Origin of the sequence: Streptomyces sp. NPDC088194, from assembly GCF_040702025.1 — a bacterium.
Classification (GTDB): Bacteria; Actinomycetota; Actinomycetes; order Streptomycetales; family Streptomycetaceae; genus Actinacidiphila.
In genome coordinates, this window is sequence record NZ_JBFBIV010000038.1 from 20,455 (window position 1) to 38,859 (window position 18,405).

16 protein-coding genes and 1 riboswitch are annotated in these 18,405 nt (G+C 74.8%); of the genes, 7 read left to right on the forward strand and 9 right to left on the reverse strand.

Annotation, left to right across the window (positions count from 1 at the left end; genetic code table 11):
* Nucleotides 1-85: 85 nt before the first annotated feature.
* From cobO to AB0399_RS21750, 7 genes are all read right to left on the reverse strand, one after another.
* Nucleotides 86-682: a cob(I)yrinic acid a,c-diamide adenosyltransferase gene (gene cobO, locus AB0399_RS21720; protein ID WP_328462639.1), complete on the reverse strand. Its 597-nt coding sequence runs from the start codon at nucleotides 680-682 to the stop codon at nucleotides 86-88.
* Nucleotides 682-2,799: a putative cobaltochelatase gene (locus AB0399_RS21725; protein WP_366412460.1), complete on the reverse strand. Its 2,118-nt coding sequence runs from the start codon at nucleotides 2,797-2,799 to the stop codon at nucleotides 682-684. Before AB0399_RS21725 ends, cobO begins: the two co-directional genes overlap by 1 nt.
* A 166-nt stretch (nucleotides 2,800-2,965) precedes the next feature.
* Nucleotides 2,966-4,471 (reverse strand): cobyric acid synthase, encoded by a 1,506-nt coding sequence (locus AB0399_RS21730; protein ID WP_329370697.1) that lies wholly within the window; start codon nucleotides 4,469-4,471, stop codon nucleotides 2,966-2,968.
* Complete coding sequence (locus AB0399_RS21735; protein WP_366412461.1) at nucleotides 4,468-5,445, reverse strand: cobalamin biosynthesis protein; 978 nt, start codon at nucleotides 5,443-5,445, stop codon at nucleotides 4,468-4,470. The genes AB0399_RS21730 and AB0399_RS21735 overlap by 4 nt, the downstream gene beginning before the upstream one ends.
* Nucleotides 5,446-5,547: 102 nt before the next feature.
* A riboswitch (cobalamin riboswitch) is annotated at nucleotides 5,548-5,679 on the reverse strand.
* 442 nt (nucleotides 5,680-6,121) lie between these two features.
* Nucleotides 6,122-6,334, reverse strand: a complete 213-nt coding sequence (locus AB0399_RS21740) for a hypothetical protein (protein WP_328462631.1) — start codon at nucleotides 6,332-6,334, stop codon at nucleotides 6,122-6,124.
* A gap of 11 nt (nucleotides 6,335-6,345) precedes the next feature.
* A complete protein-coding gene (locus AB0399_RS21745) occupies nucleotides 6,346-7,677 on the reverse strand; it encodes an inorganic phosphate transporter (RefSeq protein WP_329370702.1) in 1,332 nt (443 codons plus the stop codon).
* Nucleotides 7,678-7,878: 201 nt separating this feature from the next.
* Complete coding sequence (locus AB0399_RS21750; protein ID WP_366412462.1) at nucleotides 7,879-9,267, reverse strand: FAD-dependent oxidoreductase; 1,389 nt, start codon at nucleotides 9,265-9,267, stop codon at nucleotides 7,879-7,881.
* Nucleotides 9,268-9,436: 169 nt separating this feature from the next.
* Here AB0399_RS21750 and AB0399_RS21755 point away from each other — a divergent pair, with 169 nt between their 5' ends.
* The 3 genes from AB0399_RS21755 to AB0399_RS21765 all read left to right on the forward strand — a co-directional run bounded on the left by AB0399_RS21755 (nucleotide 9,437) and on the right by AB0399_RS21765 (nucleotide 13,115).
* Nucleotides 9,437-10,087, forward strand: a complete 651-nt coding sequence (locus AB0399_RS21755; protein WP_329370707.1) for a class II aldolase/adducin family protein — start codon at nucleotides 9,437-9,439, stop codon at nucleotides 10,085-10,087.
* A 394-nt stretch (nucleotides 10,088-10,481) separates the two neighbouring features.
* Nucleotides 10,482-11,615 (forward strand): hypothetical protein, encoded by a 1,134-nt coding sequence (locus AB0399_RS21760; protein ID WP_366412463.1) that lies wholly within the window; start codon nucleotides 10,482-10,484, stop codon nucleotides 11,613-11,615.
* A gap of 54 nt (nucleotides 11,616-11,669) precedes the next feature.
* Nucleotides 11,670-13,115: a hypothetical protein gene (locus AB0399_RS21765; RefSeq protein ID WP_366412464.1), complete on the forward strand. Its 1,446-nt coding sequence runs from the start codon at nucleotides 11,670-11,672 to the stop codon at nucleotides 13,113-13,115.
* 12 nt (nucleotides 13,116-13,127) lie between these two features.
* Here AB0399_RS21765 and AB0399_RS21770 read toward each other — a convergent pair whose 3' ends face one another.
* Entirely contained in the window at nucleotides 13,128-13,265 is a 138-nt protein-coding gene (locus AB0399_RS21770) for a hypothetical protein (protein ID WP_366412465.1), read from the reverse strand.
* A 367-nt stretch (nucleotides 13,266-13,632) separates the two neighbouring features.
* Here AB0399_RS21770 and AB0399_RS21775 point away from each other — a divergent pair, with 367 nt between their 5' ends.
* From AB0399_RS21775 to AB0399_RS21785, 3 genes are all read left to right on the forward strand, one after another.
* Complete coding sequence (locus tag AB0399_RS21775; RefSeq protein WP_328462619.1) at nucleotides 13,633-15,231, forward strand: ABC-F family ATP-binding cassette domain-containing protein; 1,599 nt, start codon at nucleotides 13,633-13,635, stop codon at nucleotides 15,229-15,231.
* Between the two features lie 390 nt (nucleotides 15,232-15,621).
* Nucleotides 15,622-15,843, forward strand: a complete 222-nt coding sequence (locus AB0399_RS21780) for a helix-turn-helix domain-containing protein (protein ID WP_202232978.1) — start codon at nucleotides 15,622-15,624, stop codon at nucleotides 15,841-15,843.
* 152 nt (nucleotides 15,844-15,995) lie between these two features.
* A complete protein-coding gene (locus AB0399_RS21785) occupies nucleotides 15,996-16,787 on the forward strand; it encodes an enoyl-CoA hydratase/isomerase family protein (protein WP_366412466.1) in 792 nt (263 codons plus the stop codon).
* 126 nt (nucleotides 16,788-16,913) lie between these two features.
* Here AB0399_RS21785 and AB0399_RS21790 read toward each other — a convergent pair whose 3' ends face one another.
* Nucleotides 16,914-17,705, reverse strand: a complete 792-nt coding sequence (locus AB0399_RS21790) for a nucleopolyhedrovirus P10 family protein (RefSeq protein ID WP_366412467.1) — start codon at nucleotides 17,703-17,705, stop codon at nucleotides 16,914-16,916.
* A 132-nt stretch (nucleotides 17,706-17,837) separates the two neighbouring features.
* Here AB0399_RS21790 and AB0399_RS21795 point away from each other — a divergent pair, with 132 nt between their 5' ends.
* Nucleotides 17,838-18,335: an Asp23/Gls24 family envelope stress response protein gene (locus tag AB0399_RS21795; RefSeq protein WP_329370717.1), complete on the forward strand. Its 498-nt coding sequence runs from the start codon at nucleotides 17,838-17,840 to the stop codon at nucleotides 18,333-18,335.
* Nucleotides 18,336-18,405 lie beyond the last annotated feature (70 nt).

Genomic DNA, 18,405 nt, shown 5'->3' on the forward strand with positions numbered 1-18,405 from the left:
CCCGTACTCGTACATGTACTCGTACCCGTGGCGGAAGCCGCAGCCGTGCGCGCCGTCCTGACCGCCGCCGTACCGGCGTCCTGGCTCACCACTCGATCCCCCGCTGCCCCTTCTGCCCGGTGTCCATCGGGTGCTTGACCTTCGCCATCTCGGTCACCAGGTCGGCGTGGTCGAGCAGTTCGGCCGGTGCGTTGCGCCCGGTGACGACCACGTGCTGGCTGCCGGGACGGTCCCGCAGCACCCGCACCACCTCGTCCACCGGCACCCATCCCCAGTGCATCGGGTACGCGAACTCGTCCAGCACGTACAGCCGGTAGGTCTCCGCGGCCAGGTCCCGCTTGACCTGCTCCCAGCCCTCCCGGGCCGCCTCCTCGCTGGAGGCGAGGTCGCGCTGCACCCACGACCAGCCCTCGCCCATCTTGTGCCAGGCGACCGTGCCGCCCTCGCCGGAGGCGCCCAGCACCCGCAGCGCCCGCTCCTCCCCGACCTTCCACTTCGCCGACTTGACGAACTGGAACACCCCCACCGGCCAGCCCTGGTTCCAGGCCCGCAGCGCCAGCCCGAACGCGGCTGTCGACTTGCCCTTGCCCGGACCGGTGTGCACGATCGTCAGTGGCCGGTTGCGCCGCTGACGTGTCGTCAGCCCGTCCTCCGGCACCACACTCGGCTGTCCCTGCGGCATTACGCGGCCCTCCGTACGTCCTTGACCAGCGCGGACACCGTGTCGGCCCGCAACTCCTGCAGCGTCACCGCGGTGGCGCCCAACTCCCGTGCCAGCGCGCCCGCCAGGCCCAGCCGTACCGGACCGGCCTCGCAGTCCACCACCACCGACGCCGCCCCGGACGCGGCCAGCAGCCGGGCCGCGCGCGCCGCCCGCGGCAGCGGCTCGGGTCCGCCGGTGGCCCGCCCGTCGGTCACCACCACCAGCAGCGGCCGCCGCGAGGGGTCCCGCAGCCGCTCCACCCGCAGCACCTCGTGCGCCCGCAGCAGCCCCGCGGCCAGCGGCGTACGGCCCCCGGTCGGCAGCTTCTCCAGCCGCGCCGCGCCCGCGTCCACCGACGACGTCGGCGGCAGCGCCAACTCCGCCCCCGCGCCCCGGAACGTCACCAGGCCGACCTTGTCCCGCCGCTGGTACGCGTCCAGCAGCAGCGACAGCACCGCGCCCTTCACCGCGCCCATCCGCCGCCGCGCCGCCATCGAACCCGACGCGTCCACCACGAACAGCACGAGGTTGCCCTCCCGGCCCTCCCGCACCGCCTGCCGCAGATCCTCCCGCCGCACCACCAGGCCGCGCCCGTCGCGGCCCCGCGCCCGCTGGTGCGGCGCCGCCGCCCGTACGGTCGCCGTCAGGTGCAGCGCGGCCAGCCGGCCGCGCGGCTGCTCCGCCCCGGTGGTGCGCCCGTGCGCCGTCCGGGCCCGCGAGCGCCGCCCCGCCGCGCCCTCACCCAGCCCGGGCACGGTCAACGTCCGTGTCTTGTACGGTTCCCCGGCGGCGGACGGCGGCTGCTCGGAGGCGGCGGCGAGCGCGGAGCCGGCTCCCGTGTCCGCTCCCGGTTCCGTGCCGGTTCCCGGGTTCGGGGCAGCGGGGTCGGACCCGCCGTCCGGAGCGGGGGAGCCCGCCGCCGGGTCCACGCCCGGGTCGCGCTGCGGCGGCACCCCGCCACCGCCGTCGGGCCCGCCGCCGTCCGGGCCGCCGTCCTCGGGGCCGCCGTCCGGATCGGGATCGGGGTCGGGCTCCGGCTCGTCCTGCGGGTCCCGGCCCTCGGCCTCGGCCCGCTCCGCCTCCTGCCGCGCCCGCTCCAGCGTCTCGTCCAGCTTCTCCTCGTCGAGGCCGGGCGCGTCGAACGGATTGCGGCGCCGCCGGTGCGGCAGCGCCAGCAGCGCGGCCTGCCGTACGTCCGGGTCCGTCACCTCGGTGCGGCCCGCCCACGCCGCCAGCGCGGTCGCGGTCCGCGCCATCACGATGTCCGCGCGCATCCCGTCCACCTCGAACGCCGCACAGGTCGCCGCGATCTGCCGCAGCGCCGCGTCCCCGAGCACCACCGACGGCAGCAACTCCCGCGCGGCCGATATCCGTTCGCGCATCTCCTGCTCGTCGGCCGCCCACCGTGCCGCGAACCGCGCCGGGTCCGCGTCGTACGCCAGCCGCCGCCGTACGACCTCCACCCGCTGGTCGGTCTCGCGCGAGGCGGTGACCTCCACGGTCAGCCCGAACCGGTCGAGCAACTGCGGCCGCAGCTCGCCCTCTTCCGGGTTCATCGTGCCCACCAGCAGGAAGCGTGCCGCGTGCCGCACCGACACGCCCTCGCGCTCCACGTAACTCGCCCCCGTCGCGGCGGCGTCCAGCAGGACGTCCACGAGGTGGTCATGGAGCAGATTGACCTCGTCGACGTAGAGAATCCCCCGGTGCGCGTCGGCCAGCAGCCCGGGCTCGAACGCCTTCACCCCCTCGGCGAGGGCCCGTTCGATGTCGAGCGCGCCGACCAGCCGGTCCTCCGAGGCGCCCACCGGCAACTCGACCAGCCGCGCGGGGCGCTGTACCCCTGCCTCGTCCACCGGGTGCGGCCCGTCCGGGCAGTCCGGGTCCGGGGCGGCGGGGGCGCAGCTGAACCGGCAGCCGGGAACCACCGCGAGATCGGGCAGCAGCGAGGCGAGCGCGCGGACGGTCGTGGTCTTGGCCGTCCCCTTCTCGCCTCGGACGAGGATGCCACCCACGGATGGGTTGATCGCGTTGAGCAGCAGCCCCAACCGTAGATCCTCCTGGCCGACGATCGCCGAGAACGGATAGGGAATGCTCATGAAGTGGCCACTCCTTCGAGTGAGAAGACGTTCGATCGGTCGGAGGTGGACTCGCACCCACCCTGCTGTGACGCGTGGTCTCCGCTGCCGCGGGGGTGATCCGGGCGCGGCGAACCGCCCCGCCGTTCGGGCTCTCCGCTTCCCGCACGGGCGGGGGTGAACGCGGTCACGGCGCCCCCGGCGGCAGGAACGGCAGGCCGTCCGGCGGACCCTGTTCGATCAGCCGCAGCAGCGCGCCGGTGTCGGCGTGCTCCTCGATCAGATCGGCCAGCCGCTCCAACTGGCCCTCCCGCAGCGCCTCGAAGCGGGTGTCCGGGGCCGGCGCGAACCGCCGCCCGGCCGCGGCGGCCACCCGCGTGAGGAACGCCCGCCGGAAGCCGTCGCTCTCCAGCGAGCCGTGCCAGTGCGTGCCCCACACCGCGCCGACCCGGCAGCCGTCGAGGAACGGCTCGTCGCCGCCCAGGAGTTCGGCCACCCCGTGGTGGATCTCGTAGCCGCGCACCGGCTCGCCGTACTGCGTGCCCTCCGGGCGGGCGAGGGTCTTCTCGCGGGCGAAGCGGACCCGGACCGGCAGCAGGCCGAGGCCCGCGACCGTGCCGGCCTTCGACTCCACGTCGTCCTCGATGCGTTCGGCGAGGAGTTGGAAGCCGCCGCAGATGCCGAGCACGGGGCGGCCCTCGGCGGCACGCCGGCGGACCGCGTCGGCCAGGCCGCGCTCGCGCAGCCAGGCCAGCGCGCGGACGGTGCCGCGGGTGCCGGGCAGCACCACCAGGTCGGCGTCGGCGAGTTCGTCCGGGCGGTCCACGAACCGCACCACCACACCGGGCTCGGCGGCGAGCGCGTCGAGGTCGGTGAAGTTCGACATCAGCGGGAGCGCGGCCACCGCCACCCGCAGCACCTCGTCGCCGTACGGCGCTTCGACCGCGGACTCGCGCACGGCGCCGCGCAGCGACACCCGCAGCCCGTCCTCCTCGTCGATGCCCAGGCCGTGGGCGAAGGGGAGCACGCCGAGGGTGGGGCGGCCGGTGAGGCCGCGCAGCATGTCCAGGCCCGGCTGGAGCAGGGACACGTCGCCGCGGAACTTGTTCACCAGGTACCCCGCGACCAGCCGCTGGTCCTCCGGTGCGAGCAGCGCCGTCGTGCCGTAGAACGACGCGAAGACGCCGCCGCGGTCGATGTCGCCGACCACCATCACCGGCAGCCCGGCGCTCCTGGCCACGGCCATGTTGACGATGTCGGTGCGGCGCAGGTTGATCTCGGCGGGGCTGCCCGCGCCCTCGCAGATCACGGCGTCATGGCCGCGGCCCAGCTCCTCCAGGCACTCCACCACGGTGCCCAGCAACTCGGCCTGCCGGCCGCCGTGGTAGCCGCGGGCGCTCAGCTCGCCGACCGGCTTGCCCAGCACCACCACCTGGCTGCTGTGGTCGCCGCCGGGTTTGAGCAGCACCGGGTTCATCAGCGCCGACGGCTCCACCCGGGCGGCCTGCGCCTGCATCGCCTGCGCCCGGCCGATCTCGGCGCCCTCCCGGGTGACGTACGAGTTGAGCGACATGTTCTGGCCCTTGAACGGCGCGACCCGCAGGCCCCGCCGGGTCAGCCACCGGCAGATCCCGGCGGTCACCACGCTCTTGCCGGTGTCCGAGCCGGTCCCGGCGACCAGTAGCCCCTTCACGCCGTGCCTCCCTCGGTCGTGGCCGCGGGCGCCGCCCGCCGGGCTCCGCGTGCCGCCGACAGCAGCACCGACGCGCCCAGCGCCAGCGCGCCGACCCGGCGGGAGAGGCGGACCGCGCGCCGGATGTCGGCCGGCGCGGGCGGGCGGAACCCGGCGCCCAGCACCGGGCGGTGCTCGGTGCGGCCGCCGTACGACAGGGTGCCGCCCAGCCGCAGCCGCAGCGCCCCCGCGAACGCGGCCTCGACCGGGCCCGCGTTGGGCGAGGGGTGGCGCGGCCCGTCCCGCCTTGCGGTGGCCAGCGCGGTCCGCGGATACGGTCCGGCCAGCGCGGCGAGCCCGGCGGTGAGCCGGGCGCCCGGGTAGCCGACGGCGTCGTCCAGCCGCGCGGCGGCCCACCCGAACCGCAGGTGGCGCGGGGAGCGGTGGCCGACCATCGCGTCCAGGGTGTTGGCGGCGCGGAAGCCGACCAGCCCGGGCACACCGGCCAGGCCGCCCCACACGAGCGCGCCGACCACCGCGTCCGAGGTGTTCTCCGCGACCGACTCCACCACGGCGCGGGCGATCGCGTCGGCGTCCAGCCCGGCCGGGTCCCGCCCGCACAGGTGCGGCAGCCGGGCGCGGGCGGCGGCCACGTCCCTCGCCTCCAGCGCCGCGCCGATGGTGCGGGCCTCCCGTGCGAGCGAGGTGCCGCCGAGTACGGACCAGGTGGTGGCGGCGGTCAGCGCGACGGACAGCGCCGGGCGGCCGCGCACCGCCCGCTCCGTCAGCGCGGCGGCGGCCACGGCGCCGCCGACGCACAGCGCCGCGTACGCGGTTCCGGTGCCCCGGTCGTCGCGCCACAGCCGCTTCTCCAGGGCCCCCGCGGCCCGCCCGAACCCGGCCACCGGGTGGCCGCGGCGCGGGTCGCCGATCAGGAGGTCGCCGAGGAAGCCGAGCGCGGCGCCGTACGCGAAGGCGCGGTCGGCACGGGTCATGTCCGGGTCATCTCGGCGGCCGAACGGCCGGCGGCCTGCGTGCAGGGCATCGCGAAGTCCTCACTCAGGGTCCGCGCCCTGGCTCGACGTGACCGGCGGTGAGAGTCTCCTGGCTCCCGGATCTACGCACTCCCGGGCCTTCCAGCCGGGCGAACCGGCCGTGACCTACAGGGTCGGGAGTGCACTCCCCGGTGACAGTGGCGGGACCGCGTCGGATTCGCACCGACTTCCTCTCCTGCCGCCGTATGGCTCCCGGCAGTTCACCACGCCCGCGGAAAGCCCGTCAACCGACCCCCCGGGGTGCCCCCGGCCTGCGGATTCTGGGACCACCTCCCGGTGGTGGGCGAACGGGGGTACTCCCCCTGGCTCCGCCGGGGGCACCCCCGCCCAGGCGAAGCGCCGGGGGAGCGCCGTTCCCCGCGCCCCTTCGGGCGTGCGCCACTGTGGTGCCCGTCTCGTTCCCGGCCGGGGGGCCGGCGGCCTGCTGAACGTGCCGTTTACCGCGCCCCCTGGTTGGTGACCCTCTTTTCGCGAAAGCAGCCGCACCCACCCAGGGGCGCGGGGCACTTGCCGACGAGCCACCGCGCACCGCGAGAGGAACGTCGACCGAAAGGGGCAGGGCCCGGGGGCGCCCGGGGAGGGAGCCGCGCTCACGTAAGGCGCGGCCCCCGCAGGGCTACCCGGCGATGAGGTGGATTCCGTAGGCGACGGCGGCAGCACATGCGGCGAAACAGACATACGCACCGGTGCGGGTGAGCACCGCGGTGCCGCCGGTACCGCCCCGCCGGGACAACCCGACGATTCCGAGCGTGAAGACGCCCACGAGGCCGACCGTGGAGAGGAGGGTGACGGCGAAGACCGTGCCGAGCGCGTGCCAGTCGATGCTCATGACGTGCCCTTTCAGACCGTGGTGGGAGTGGAGGCGGCAGGCGGCACGACGGCGGGGATCACCGGGCCGGCGGGCGGCACGTCGGGGGAGGGGGTGTGCGCGGGAGGCGCGGGAACGGTGGGAGCCGCCGTGGTGTCGGCGACGGTCACCGGGACGATCTGGACGGCCGGTACGGCCGGGGCGGATATGGGGGCGGGCGCCTCCGCGGCCGCGGTCTCCTGCGTCGCGGCCACCGCACCCACGGGCTCGTTGACGTTCGCGTGGGTGACCGGCTTGCGGCGGGCCGCCGTCCGGACCGCCACGCACACCGCGAGGCCGAGCACCCCGACCGTGGTGACACCCCAGGTGCCGCGGTCGGCGAGGTAGGCGGCGCCGCCCGCGACCAGGCCGGCCGCCGGCAGGGTCAGCCCCCAGGCGGCGACCATCCGCCCGGCGGTGCCCCAGCGGACCACCGCCCCGGTGCGGCCGAGCCCGGCGCCCAGCACCGACCCGGTGCAGACCTGGGTGGTGGACAGCGCGAAGCCCAGGTGGGAGGAGGCGAGGATGGTCGCCGCGGCGCCGGTCTGCGCCGCGAAACCCTGCTGCGGCTGGATGTCGGTGATGCCGCGGCCGACGGTGCGGATGATCCGCCAGCCGCCGATGTAGGTGCCGAGCGCTATGGCGGTGCCGGCCGAGCAGATGACCCACAGCGGCGGGTTGGAGCCGGGGGCCAGCGAGCCGCCGGCGATGAGCGCGAGGGTGATGACGCCCATGGTCTTCTGGGCGTCGTTGGTGCCGTGCGCGAGCGAGACGAGCCCGGCGGAGGCGATCTGCCCGGCCCGGTAGCCGCGCGAGGTGGCCGCGGGATCGGCGTTACGGCCGAGCCGGTAGGTGAGCCGGGTGGCGAGCATCGAGGCGAGTCCGGCCACGATGGGCGCGGCGACCGCCGGGATGATCACCTTGGTGACGACCGCGTCACCATTGACGCCGTGGGCGCCGACCGAGACGAGGGTGGCGCCGATCAGTCCGCCGAAGAGGGCGTGCGAGGAGCTGGAGGGGAGCCCGGCCAGCCAGGTCACCAGGTTCCACACGATCGCGCCGACCAGTGCGGCGAAGATCATCGCGGGTCTGATTCCGGCCGACTCGTCGACGATCCCGCCGGAGATCGTCTTGGCGACCTCCACCGACAGGAAGGCGCCGACCAGGTTGAGTACGGCTGACATTCCCACCGCGACGCGGGGGCCGAGCGCACCGGTCGAGATGGTGGTGGCCATCGCGTTGGCGGTGTCGTGGAAGCCGTTGGTGAAGTCGAAGACGAGAGCGGTGGCGATCACGAGTCCGATCAGGAGCGTGATGTGTTCCATGGGCCCAGCAATCGTTCGGTCGGGCAGGGGCGAGGCGAACGTACGGATCATTCATGAACGGAAGGTGAACTCACGGCGGACTCGCGGTGCCGACATGAATCATCGGTGAACGGAGGGGGATCGGGAAGGGGTCGGCGCAGATACGCACAGCTTCACCCCAGCTCGTCCCGCGATCCCTTACCGCAGCGAAGCGAGCCTCGATCAGTGCCCGGACAGCCGGTCCGCCCAGCGCGCCACCGGGTCCGTGGCGGTGCTGCGCCCCCGCGCCTCGCGCCGGTCCGCACCACGGTAGGCCGCGTAGATCCCGCGCACCGCCGCCCATCTGAGCGGCTCCGGCTCCCAGCGCCGCACCCGGTGCCCCACCCACGGCAGCGCGGTCAGCCCGGTGGGCCCGCCCTGCCCGCAGTCCAGCAGCACCAGGTCCCGCAGGGTGCGCGCGGCCAGGTTCGACGTCGCCACCCCGCTGCCGACGTACCCACCCGCCCAGCCGGTCCCCGTCGTACGGTCCAGGTGCACGCTCGCGCACCAGTCCCGCGGCACCCCCAGCACGCCCGACCAGGCGTGATCGACCGCGACCCCGGCCGCCGCCGGGAACATCCGGACCAGGATCTCCCGCAGCGCCGCCACCGTCGCCGCCGACGTGCTCCCGTCGGTGTCGGTCCGCGACCCGAACCGGTACGGCACCCCGCGCCCGCCCAGCGCGATCCGGCCGTCGGCGGTGCGCTGCGCGTACACGTACGCGTGCGCCATGTCGCCGAGCACCTCCCGGCCCTCCCAGCCGATCGTCGCCCACACCGGCTCGGGCAGCGGCTCGGTCGCGATCATCGAGGAGTTCATCGGCAGCCAGGTCCGCCGCTGCCCGCGCAGGCCCGCGGTGAAGCCCTCGGTGCAGCGCAGCACGTACCGCGCCCGGACCGTCCCGTACGGGGTGGCCACCCGCCCCGGGTGGATCGCGGTCACCGCGGTGCCCTCGTGCACGGTCACGCCCAGCCGCTCCACCACGGCGGCCAGCCCCCGCACCAGCTTCGCCGGGTGCACCCGCGCGCCGTACGGGGTCCAGGTGCCGCCGACCGCGCCGGCCACCCGCACCCGCTCTGCCGTCCCGGCCGCCCCCAGCAGCAGCCGGTCCTTCTCCCCGAACGAGACCTCCGCCTCGTGGTACGCCTTCAGACGCGCCGACTGGGCGGGGGAGTAGGCCACTTCGAGCACTCCACCGTGGTGGATGTCGGCCTCGATCCCCTCCCGCCCGGCGACCCGGACCACCTCGCCGACGGTGTCGTTCATCGCCTGCTGGAGCGACAGCGCGGCCTGGTGGCCGTGCAGCGCCGCGTAGCGGTCCCGGCCCGCCACGCCGTTGTAGAGCCACCCGCCGTTGCGGCCCGAGGCGCCGTACCCGCAGAACCGGGCCTCCAGCACGGTGATCCGCAAGGAGGGCGCCGCCTGCTTCAGGTAGTAGGCCGTCCACAGCCCGGTGTAGCCGCCGCCCACGATCACCACGTCGGCGTCCGCGTCGCCGGGAAGCGGCTCGCGCGGCACCGGAACGCCCGTGTCCGCGTACCAGAACGAGATGCCGCCGTTGACCGTGCCCATGAGGTTCCCGCGATTCCGTGATTCCGTGTCGGCTCACGTGTGCCCGGCGCGCCGCCCGGGCACGCCGTGGGTGGTGTGGGGACGCTACTGCCGGTCCGGGGGGCTCGGCAACGGTCCGCGGCACCCTCGAACCGTCATGCGCGGCACCAACGGCAGTAAGGGGCACCCTGTGCACAACGCGGAACAGAAGACCTGGTCGGACGTGGTCGACGCGGCCCGCCGCACCGTCGCCGACGGCCTGGTGGTCGGCACCTCCGGCAACGTCTCCGCCCTCGTCGGCGACGACCTGGTGCTCGTCACCCCGACCGGTGTGCCCTACCACCGGCTCGGCCCCGACGACGTGGTCGGCGTCGACCTCGCCACCGGGCGGCAGGTGCGCGGGCTGCTCCGGCCCACCAGCGAACTCCCGCTGCACCTCGCGGTCTACCGCGGCACCTCCGCGCGGGCGATCGTGCACACGCACGCGCCGCACGCCACCGCGGTCTCCACGCTGGTCGCCGAGCTGCCGGCGATCCACTACATGGCCGCGGAGCTCGGGGGGCCGGTGCGGGTTGCGGACTACGCCCTCTACGGCACTCCCGAGCTGGCCGACGCCGTTCTCCACGCGCTGCGCGGCGACCGCGGGGCCTGCATCATGCGCAACCACGGGATGATCAGTCTCGGCGACACCCTCGACCGCGCGTACGACCGCGGGGCGCAGCTGGAGTGGATGTGCCGGGTGTGGCTCGCCGCCGCCTCCACCGGCGGCACCCCCGCGACCCTTTCCCCCGCCGAACTCTCCGCCGCGGCCACCAAGTTCACGGGCTACGGTCAGCCCTGACCCCCGGGACCCCCTCCTCGAAGGGCCCCCGCGCCGTTCTCCCCCCGAGCACCTGCGGCCCCTTCCCCGGAAGGACGCTCACCCTCCATGGACCGGCCACCGGCCGGTGGTGAGGGCACGTCCGCAAGGGGCAGCCCCCCAGGGGCGCGGGGAACTGCGCGGGCAACCGGCCACCGGCCGGTGGTGAAGGCACGACCGCAAGGGGCAGCCCCCAAGGGCGCGGGGAACTGCGCGACAAGCCCGCCCACGGCCGGTGGTCGGGGAGGAGAGCGGGACCGCAGCGGCGCGTAGCCGGGAGAAGCACCCACCGAGGGGTGGTCCCGGGCCGGACGGGACGGGGGCACCCGGGTGGGTCCGGTGGCGCCCCGACCGCGGGGGGCTGAGACTGGGGGCGATGCGCCTTCGATACGCGGTGGCCGCGGCGGCCACAACGGTGGTGGGTGCCGGCGCAGCCGCATTGGCGGCGGGCCGGTACGGCTCCGGGTTCGCCCTGAACCCGGCGGTCGCGGGCCCCGCCCCGGAAAGCCTGATCACGGTACGCAGCGTGACCCCGGACGAGGTCGTCCTGACCCGCACCCCCGCCTCGGAGCGCCCGGGCGTGTACGGCCTGACCGGCGCGGGCGTGCACGCCACCGTCGGACCGGTGGTCGCGGTCGGCGACCGCGGCCACTCCGTCACCCGCACCCTGACCCGCGTGGACAAGGGCTCGCTGGCCGCGGGCGCGTTCGTCCGGATGACCCCGCAGGCGTACACCGGCGACCCGCGCGGCGCGCGCGGGTTGGACTTCGCGGAGCCGCAGGTCCCGGGGGAGCTGGGCCCGATGCCGGCCTGGTACCTGCCCGGCGCCCGCTCCACCTGGGTGATCGCGGTGCACGGCGTCGGCGCCACCCGCGAGCAGGCCCTGTCCGTGCTGCCCGCCCTGCACCGCTTCCGGCTGCCGGTCCTGGTCCCGTCGTACCGCAACGACCCCGGCGCCCCCGCGTCCCCGGACCGCATCGGGCACCTCGGCGCCACCGAGTGGCGCGACCTGGACGCGGCGATGCGGTTCGCGGTGGAGCACGGCGCCCGGGGACTGGTGCTCTACGGCTGGTCGAGCGGCGCCGCGATGGCGCTGCGCGCCCTGCACCGCTCGCCGGTGGCCGGCAAGGTCGTCGGCCTGGTCCTCGACTCGCCGGTGCTCGACTGGCGCGCCACGGTCACCGCCGCGGTGCGCTCGCGCCGCCTGCCCCGCGTGCTGACCCCGCTCGCCGTGCGCGCCGCGGAGGGCCGTACGGGGCTGCGCGGCACGCGGCATACGGAGGCGGCCGCGGAACCGGCCGTGCCGGCCGGGCTCACCGTACCGACGCTGATCGTGCACGGCCCCGACGACACCTTCGCGCCCTGGTCCGCGTCCCGGGCGCTCGCCGACCGCTACCCCGGCAAGGTGGCCCTGCACCCGGTGCCGGGGGCCGCGCACACCGCGATGTGGAACGCCGACCCGGCGGTCTACGAGGAGACGCTGCGCCGCTTTCTCACCCCGCTCATGTGAGCGCGTTCACAGTCGGGTTTGGGATTATGGGCGCCGAGCGGCGAGACTGATCAGGTGACGTCCCGTATCCCGCGAGACACTCCGCTCCGCCTCGTCCCCCGCCGGCCGCTCACCGCGGCCCGCAGGACCGCCACGACGCGCAGGTCGCGACCGGCGCGCCCCCCCGAGGGCACCCCCTCGATCCCCGAACTCGCCCGCTTCGCCAGGACCGAACTCGCCGCCGCCGTACGCCTCGCACGCTGGGCCGGCACCGGCCCCGGCACCGCGGGACCGACCGGGATACTGCCGGACGCCACCGTGCGCGAGGCCGCCGCGGTCCTCGGCCTGACGCCCGGCCAGATCCGTGCCGCCTGGGACCGGGCCCGGCTCTCCGGCCTGATCGAACTGCACCGCGGCGCCGCCCGTCCCGGCTGGCGGCTGCGGGCCTGGGACACCGACGACACCGCGGTCCTGCGCGGCTGGGTCGCGCTGTTCGACGCGTGGTCGCTCGCCCACCCGTTCCTCCCGCCGCCCGACACGGAGGCGGGCGGCGGGGCGGGGTCGAACGGCACGGAAGGCACCGGCGGCACGGCCGGCACCGGCACCGGTGGCGGCTCGCTCGGCGCCGACCCCGCGCTGGTCGCCGAAGTCATCGAGGCCGCACCCCAGTTGCTCTCCTTCCTGCACCTGTCGCAGGGCCCGGTGCCGCTCGACACCCTGCTGGACCTGCTGCGGCAGCGCGTCGCCGAACTGCGCACCGAGCGGCACGAACCGCCCGCCGCGGGCGACCCGCTGCCCGCACTGCTGGAGTGGGTGCTGGACGCCGCCACCGACGTGGGGGCGCTGCGCCCGCGCGACCCGAAGCGCCCCGACGAGGCGGCGCTGACCCCGCTCGGCAGCTGGGCGGTGTGGGTCAAGCTGGAGCAGATCTGCGTGGCCGCCCAGGGCCCGGCCGGGAACATGGAGCAGTCCGCCGACACGATGCTGCGCGCCTGCGCCCGGCTCTCCCCGGGGCCGGCCCGCACCGAGTACCGCGCCTGGCTGGCCGCCCGCCCGGTCGCGCCGGCCGTCGCCGAACTGCTGGAGACCGCCCGCGGCGAGGACGCGCTGCTGCGCGGGCTGGCCTTCGAGGCGCTGCGGGTGGTCGGCGACCCGGCCGAGGCGGCGGTGCGCGCGGTCGTCAACGAGCCGACGCTGCGCCCCTACGCGGTGCTGTGGCTCGCGGAGTTGGACGGCGGCGACCCGGACACCGCGACCGCGCTGCTGACCCGCGAGGAGGCCACCTGGCTGTGGGTGGACACCGCGGCCGCGGTCGCCGACCACGGCGACGACCACCTGCTCGTCAGCCATCTGGAGACGGCCGTACAGGGCTCGGTGCCCGGGCTGCTCCAGGAGGTCCGGCTGGCCGGCCACCCGCGCACCGTGCAGGTCCTGGTCGCGCTCGCCGCCGCGCACCCCGACCCCGCACTCGCCAAGGCGGTGCGCAAGGCCGCGTTCCAGGTGCACACCGGGGAGTCGTGAGGGGAACAGGCGTCAGGGCGAGGGGAGTTCGGGGGCGTAGGTGCCGAAGCACCACAGGTTCCCCTCCGCGTCGCCGGCGATCAGCAGGGCGATGGCGCCCTTCGCGTCCTGGTACCGCAGGGCGGGGTACACGCTGAGCCGGTCCGCCATGAGGGGTCTCCCTTCCTGACGCCGGCCAGTGCCGCGCACTGGCACACGTTCGATCACGGGCGATGTGCGAGGTGGCCGCGCGGGAGCGGCGCGGCGGGCGCGGAGCCGGGAAAAGCGGTTGCGGAGCACCCGTAGAATGGACCCATGGCAGTTCTGCTCCTCGATTAGCCGCGTCGACCAGCCGCGGCGTCGACCCATCGGTCCTGACCCATCGGTCCTGACCCATCCGTCCGGGCCCATCGGTTCCGACGCCCGCTCCGACCGCCGTCCGCGGGCCGGCTTCCGACGCCTTCGCGCCGCCGCGCCCCGGGTATCTCGTCCTCCGCTGCCGCCCCTCGCGGCGCCCATCGCTCTGGAGCTTTTCCACGTGATCACTGCCACCGGCATCGAGTTGCGCGCCGGCGCCCGCGTCCTCATCGAGTCCGCCTCCTTCCGCGTCGCCAAGGGCGACCGCATCGGCCTGGTCGGCCGGAACGGCGCGGGCAAGACCACCCTCACCAAGGTGCTGGCCGGCGAGGGCCAGCCCGCCGCCGGAAGCGTCACCAACTCCGGCGAGGTCGGCTACCTCCCGCAGGACCCGCGCAGCGGCGACCTCGACATCCTCGCCAGCGACCGGGTGCTGTCCGCCCGCGGCCTCGACGTCGTGCTGCGCAAAATGCGCGAGAACGAGGAGCGGATGGCCAGCGGGAAAGGCGCCACCCGCGAGAACGCGATGAAGAAATACGCGCGGCTGGAAACCGAATTCCTCACCAAGGGCGGATACGCCGCCGAGGCCGAGGCCGCCACCATCGCCGCCGCGCTGGGCTTGCCCGACCGGGTGCTCGGCCAGCCGCTGCGCACCCTGTCCGGCGGTCAGCGGCGCCGGGTGGAGCTGGCCCGCATCCTCTTCTCCGACGCGGACACGCTCCTGCTCGACGAGCCCACCAACCACCTCGACGCCGACTCCATCACCTGGCTACGGGACTACCTCAGGACCTACCGCGGCGGATTCATCGTCATCTCCCACGACGCGGACCTCATCGAGACCGTCGTCAACAAGGTCTTCTATCTCGACGCCAACCGCTCCCGTATCGACGTCTACAACATGGGCTGGAAGCTCTACCAGCAGCAGCGCGAAGCCGACGAGAAGCGCCGCCACCGCGAGCGCGCGAATGCCGAGAAGAAGGCGGCCGCGCTGAATTCACAGGCCGACAAGATGCGCGCCAAGGCCACCAAGACCGTCGCCGCGCAGAACATGGCGCGCCGCGCGGAGAAGCTGCTCTCCGGCCTGGAAGAGGTCCGGCAGGCCGACAAGGTCGCGAAACTGCGCTTCCCCGACCCCGCGCCGTGCGGCAAGACCCCGCTGATGGCCGCCGGGCTGTCCAAGTCCTACGGCTCGCTGGAGATCTTCACCGACGTCGACCTGGCCATCGACCGCGGATCGCGGGTGGTCATCCTCGGGCTGAACGGCGCCGGCAAGACCACCCTGCTGCGGCTGCTGGCCGGTGTGGAGAAACCCGACACCGGCGACGTCACCCCCGGCCACGGCCTCAAGCTCGGCTACTACGCCCAGGAGCACGAGACCCTCGACCCGGACCGCACCGTGCTGGAGAACATGCGGTCCTCGGCGCCCGACACCGACCTGGTCGAGATCCGCAAGATCCTCGGCTCCTTCCTCTTCTCCGGCGACGACGTGGACAAGCCCGCCCGGGTGCTGTCCGGCGGCGAGAAGACCCGGCTGGCGCTGGCCGCGCTCGTCGTCTCCAGCGCGAACGTCCTGCTGCTCGACGAGCCCACCAACAACCTCGACCCGGCCAGCCGCGAGGAGATCCTGGGCGCGCTGCACACCTTCTCCGGCGCGGTCGTGCTGGTCACCCACGACGAGGGCGCGGTCCACGCGCTCGAACCCGAGCGGATCATCATGCTGCCCGACGGGGTCGAGGACCTGTGGAGCCAGGAGTACGCCGACCTGGTCGCGCTGGCCTGAGCCGGCCGCGGGGCGACGCGGCCCCGTACTGCGCCGTTGGGCCGGATGATCATGCCGAATCGATCATTCGGCCCATCGTTGATCCTTCATCTGTATGAGTCGGTCTCGTACCGTCCCCTCGCCCCGGCCGACGGCCGGCCCGGCCCGGCGTTCAGTGCCGTGACGTCGGGAAACTCCTTACGGACCCGGCTGACCTGCCGGTATTCCCGAGGCTGTGATCTCGGTACGGAATTGGCGACCCGGAAATAGCGCGCGCACCGGGTTCTGCCGGGGCTATCAGGGCATTCAGACGCTGAATGTACGGGGATGGACCTTGTCGAATGGGTGGCCAGGAACGTGGTTAGGGGTGATCATGAGAGTCCATAGCGCACTTCCCTGGAGGAGGCACGGGTGGCCGAGACTCTGAAGAAGGGCAGCCGGGTGACCGGCGCCGCGCGCGAGAAGCTCGCGGCAGACCTGAAGAAGAAGTACGACTCCGGTGCGAGTATTCGAGCCCTGGCCGAGGAGACCGGCCGTTCCTACGGGTTCGTGCACCGGATGCTGAGCGAGTCGGGCGTGGCCCTGCGCGGTCGCGGCGGCGCCACGCGGGGCAAGAAGGCCACCGCGGCCTGATCCCCGCGGGGAATTCCCGCGGGCGGGGGCGGAGCGGACGCGAGCAGCGTCCCCCATCGCCCCGGGGCATGAACGGGCACCCGTCCGTCCGGCGAGCCGACCGAGTGGTTACCCTTCGGTAATCATGTCAGCGGTCCGCTCGGAGGTGCCCGATGCCCGATGCCCACGTCCTGCTCGAACGCGACGGAGTCCGGCTCACCCTGGACGGCGCCGTCGCACACATCACCCTCTGCAACCCGGCCAAGCGCAACGCCCAGACGCCCGCCCTCTGGCGGGCCCTGGCCGAGGCGGGCCGGCTGCTGCCGGGGAGCGTACGGGTCGCGGTACTGCGTGGCGAGGGCGTGTCCTTCTCCGCCGGACTCGACCGGCGCGCGTTCACCCTGGAGGGCTTCGACGGCGAGCCGTCCTTCCTCGACCTCGCGCGCGGCACCGAGCAGCAGCTCGACGAGGCCGTCGCGGGGTTCCAGGAGGCGTTCACCTGGTGGCGGCGCGCCGATCTCGTCACGGTCGCCGCTGTTCAGGGGCATGCGATCGGCGCCGGTTTCCAGCTCGCCCTCGCCTGCGACATGCGGGTCTGCGCGGATGACGTGCAGTTCGCCATGCGGGAGACCTCGCTCGGGCTGGTGCCCGACCTCACCGGCACGAAGCCGCTGGTCCAGCTGGTCGGGTACGGGCGGGCCATCGAGATCTGTCTGACCGGGCGGTTCGTGCGCGCCGAGGAGGCCGCGCGGTGTGGGCTCGCGAACGTGGCGGTGCCCGCGGCGGAGCTGGACGGGACGGTGGCGGATCTGGTCGCGGCGGTGTTGGCGGCGCCGCGGGACGCGGTGATCGAGACCAAGGCGTTGTTGCGTTCCGCGCTGAGCGAGCCGGAGGCCGCCCAGCGCGCGGCCGAGCGCGCGGCTCAAGGGCGCCGCCTCCGCGACCTCGCCGGGGCGGGTGACTGAACCCCCGGGTGCCCCGGTCCTGTCGGCTGAGCGACCACCTGCCGGTGAGGGGTCGCTCGCGCCGTTCCTCGCGCCCCTGGGTGGGTGCGTTCCGCGAAAGGAGCCGCACACCACCAGGGGCACCGTTTACGTGATGTCGGTGATGATGACGGCTGTGGAGACGGGGCCGGGGGCGCCCGGGGTGGTGGCGGTGGTGGCCGCGGTGGCGGCTTCGCGGGCGACGGCGAGCGGCCGGAAGGACCGCGCCGTGGCGATCTGGAGCTGAACGTGCCGGGCCGGCCCGGCCGGCGCCTCGGTGTCGCGGACACGCACCCCGCCCCGCCCGGTCAGCCGCCGCGTCAGGCGGGCAACCCCCGGCACCGCCCGCACCGCGGCCTCCGCGGCCCGCGCCGCTTCCGCGGTGCCCTGGACGCCGCTCTGCCCGCTCTCCTCGTCGTCCGCGCTGTCACCCTCCAACTCCGTCCGGCCGCGGCCGGACCCGACCGCGGCGGACGGCGCCTCGGGATCGTCGATCAGCCCGGTGACGGCGAGGTCCACGACCCGCACCGGCAACCCCAACCCGTCCTCGCCCGCGGCGGCGAACAGCGCGGTCCGCAGCCGCTCGGCCATGACCGGCAGCGGCTCGCCCACCACGGCCTCGAACCCGGCCTTGATCCGCAGCGGTCGGTGCGGCAGCGCGCCGAGCGGGGCGGCCGCGGGCAGGTCCGGCTGGTCGGGGCCGCCGTCGCCGTCCGCGGCCGGCAGGACGTCCACCCGGCCGAGCCGTACTCCCGGCAGCGCCGCGCAGACCGTCCGCAGAGCCGCCACGGCCGTCCGCTCGGTGATCCACGCCGCGTCCTCGGGCCCGCCGAGCGGCAGCAGCCGACCCAGCGCGACCTGCTCCCGTACCGTTCGAGCCAGCCGGTCCATGGACACCACGCCTCGCCTCCCGCGGGCCGACCACTCGGATGGGGGGTCGGCGACAACCCACTCGCCGCATCCCCCACGCGTAAGGGGGCATGCGCACATAGTGTGGAGCACGGAGCAGCCCAGACGGAGGGACGACTCGCGATGACCGACACCGCACAGCAAGGCACCCCGGAGCCGAACGGCTCCTCGCTGTCCGAGGGCAGGACACTGGACAAGGGAAGTTCGGGCGGCCGCAAGGCGCTTGGAGACCCCGCCACCCGAGGGCGTACCACGATCGCCGACGGCGTGGTCGAGAAGATCGCCGGCCTCGCCGCTCGCGACGTCCTGGGCGTGCACGCGATGGGCACCGGCCTGTCCCGCACGTTCGGCGCGGTACGCGACCGGGTGCCCGGCGGCGGCCGTTCGGTGTCGCGCGGGGTCAAGGCCGAGGTCGGCGAGGTGCAGACCGCGCTCGACCTCGACATCGTGGTCGAATACGGCGTGTCGATCGTCGAAGTCGCCCGCGCCGTACGGGAGAACGTGATCGCGGCGGTCGAGCGGATGACCGGCCTCGAGGTCGTCGAGGTCAATGTCGCCGTCGGCGACGTGAAGTTGCCCGACGAGGACGATGACGACGATCGCGAGCAGCGGGTCCAGTAGCGGGCCCGCAGGGACGGACCCGGTTCCAGCACAGGCGGAGGCGGTCATGGCTGAGGGGACGGAGAGCGCG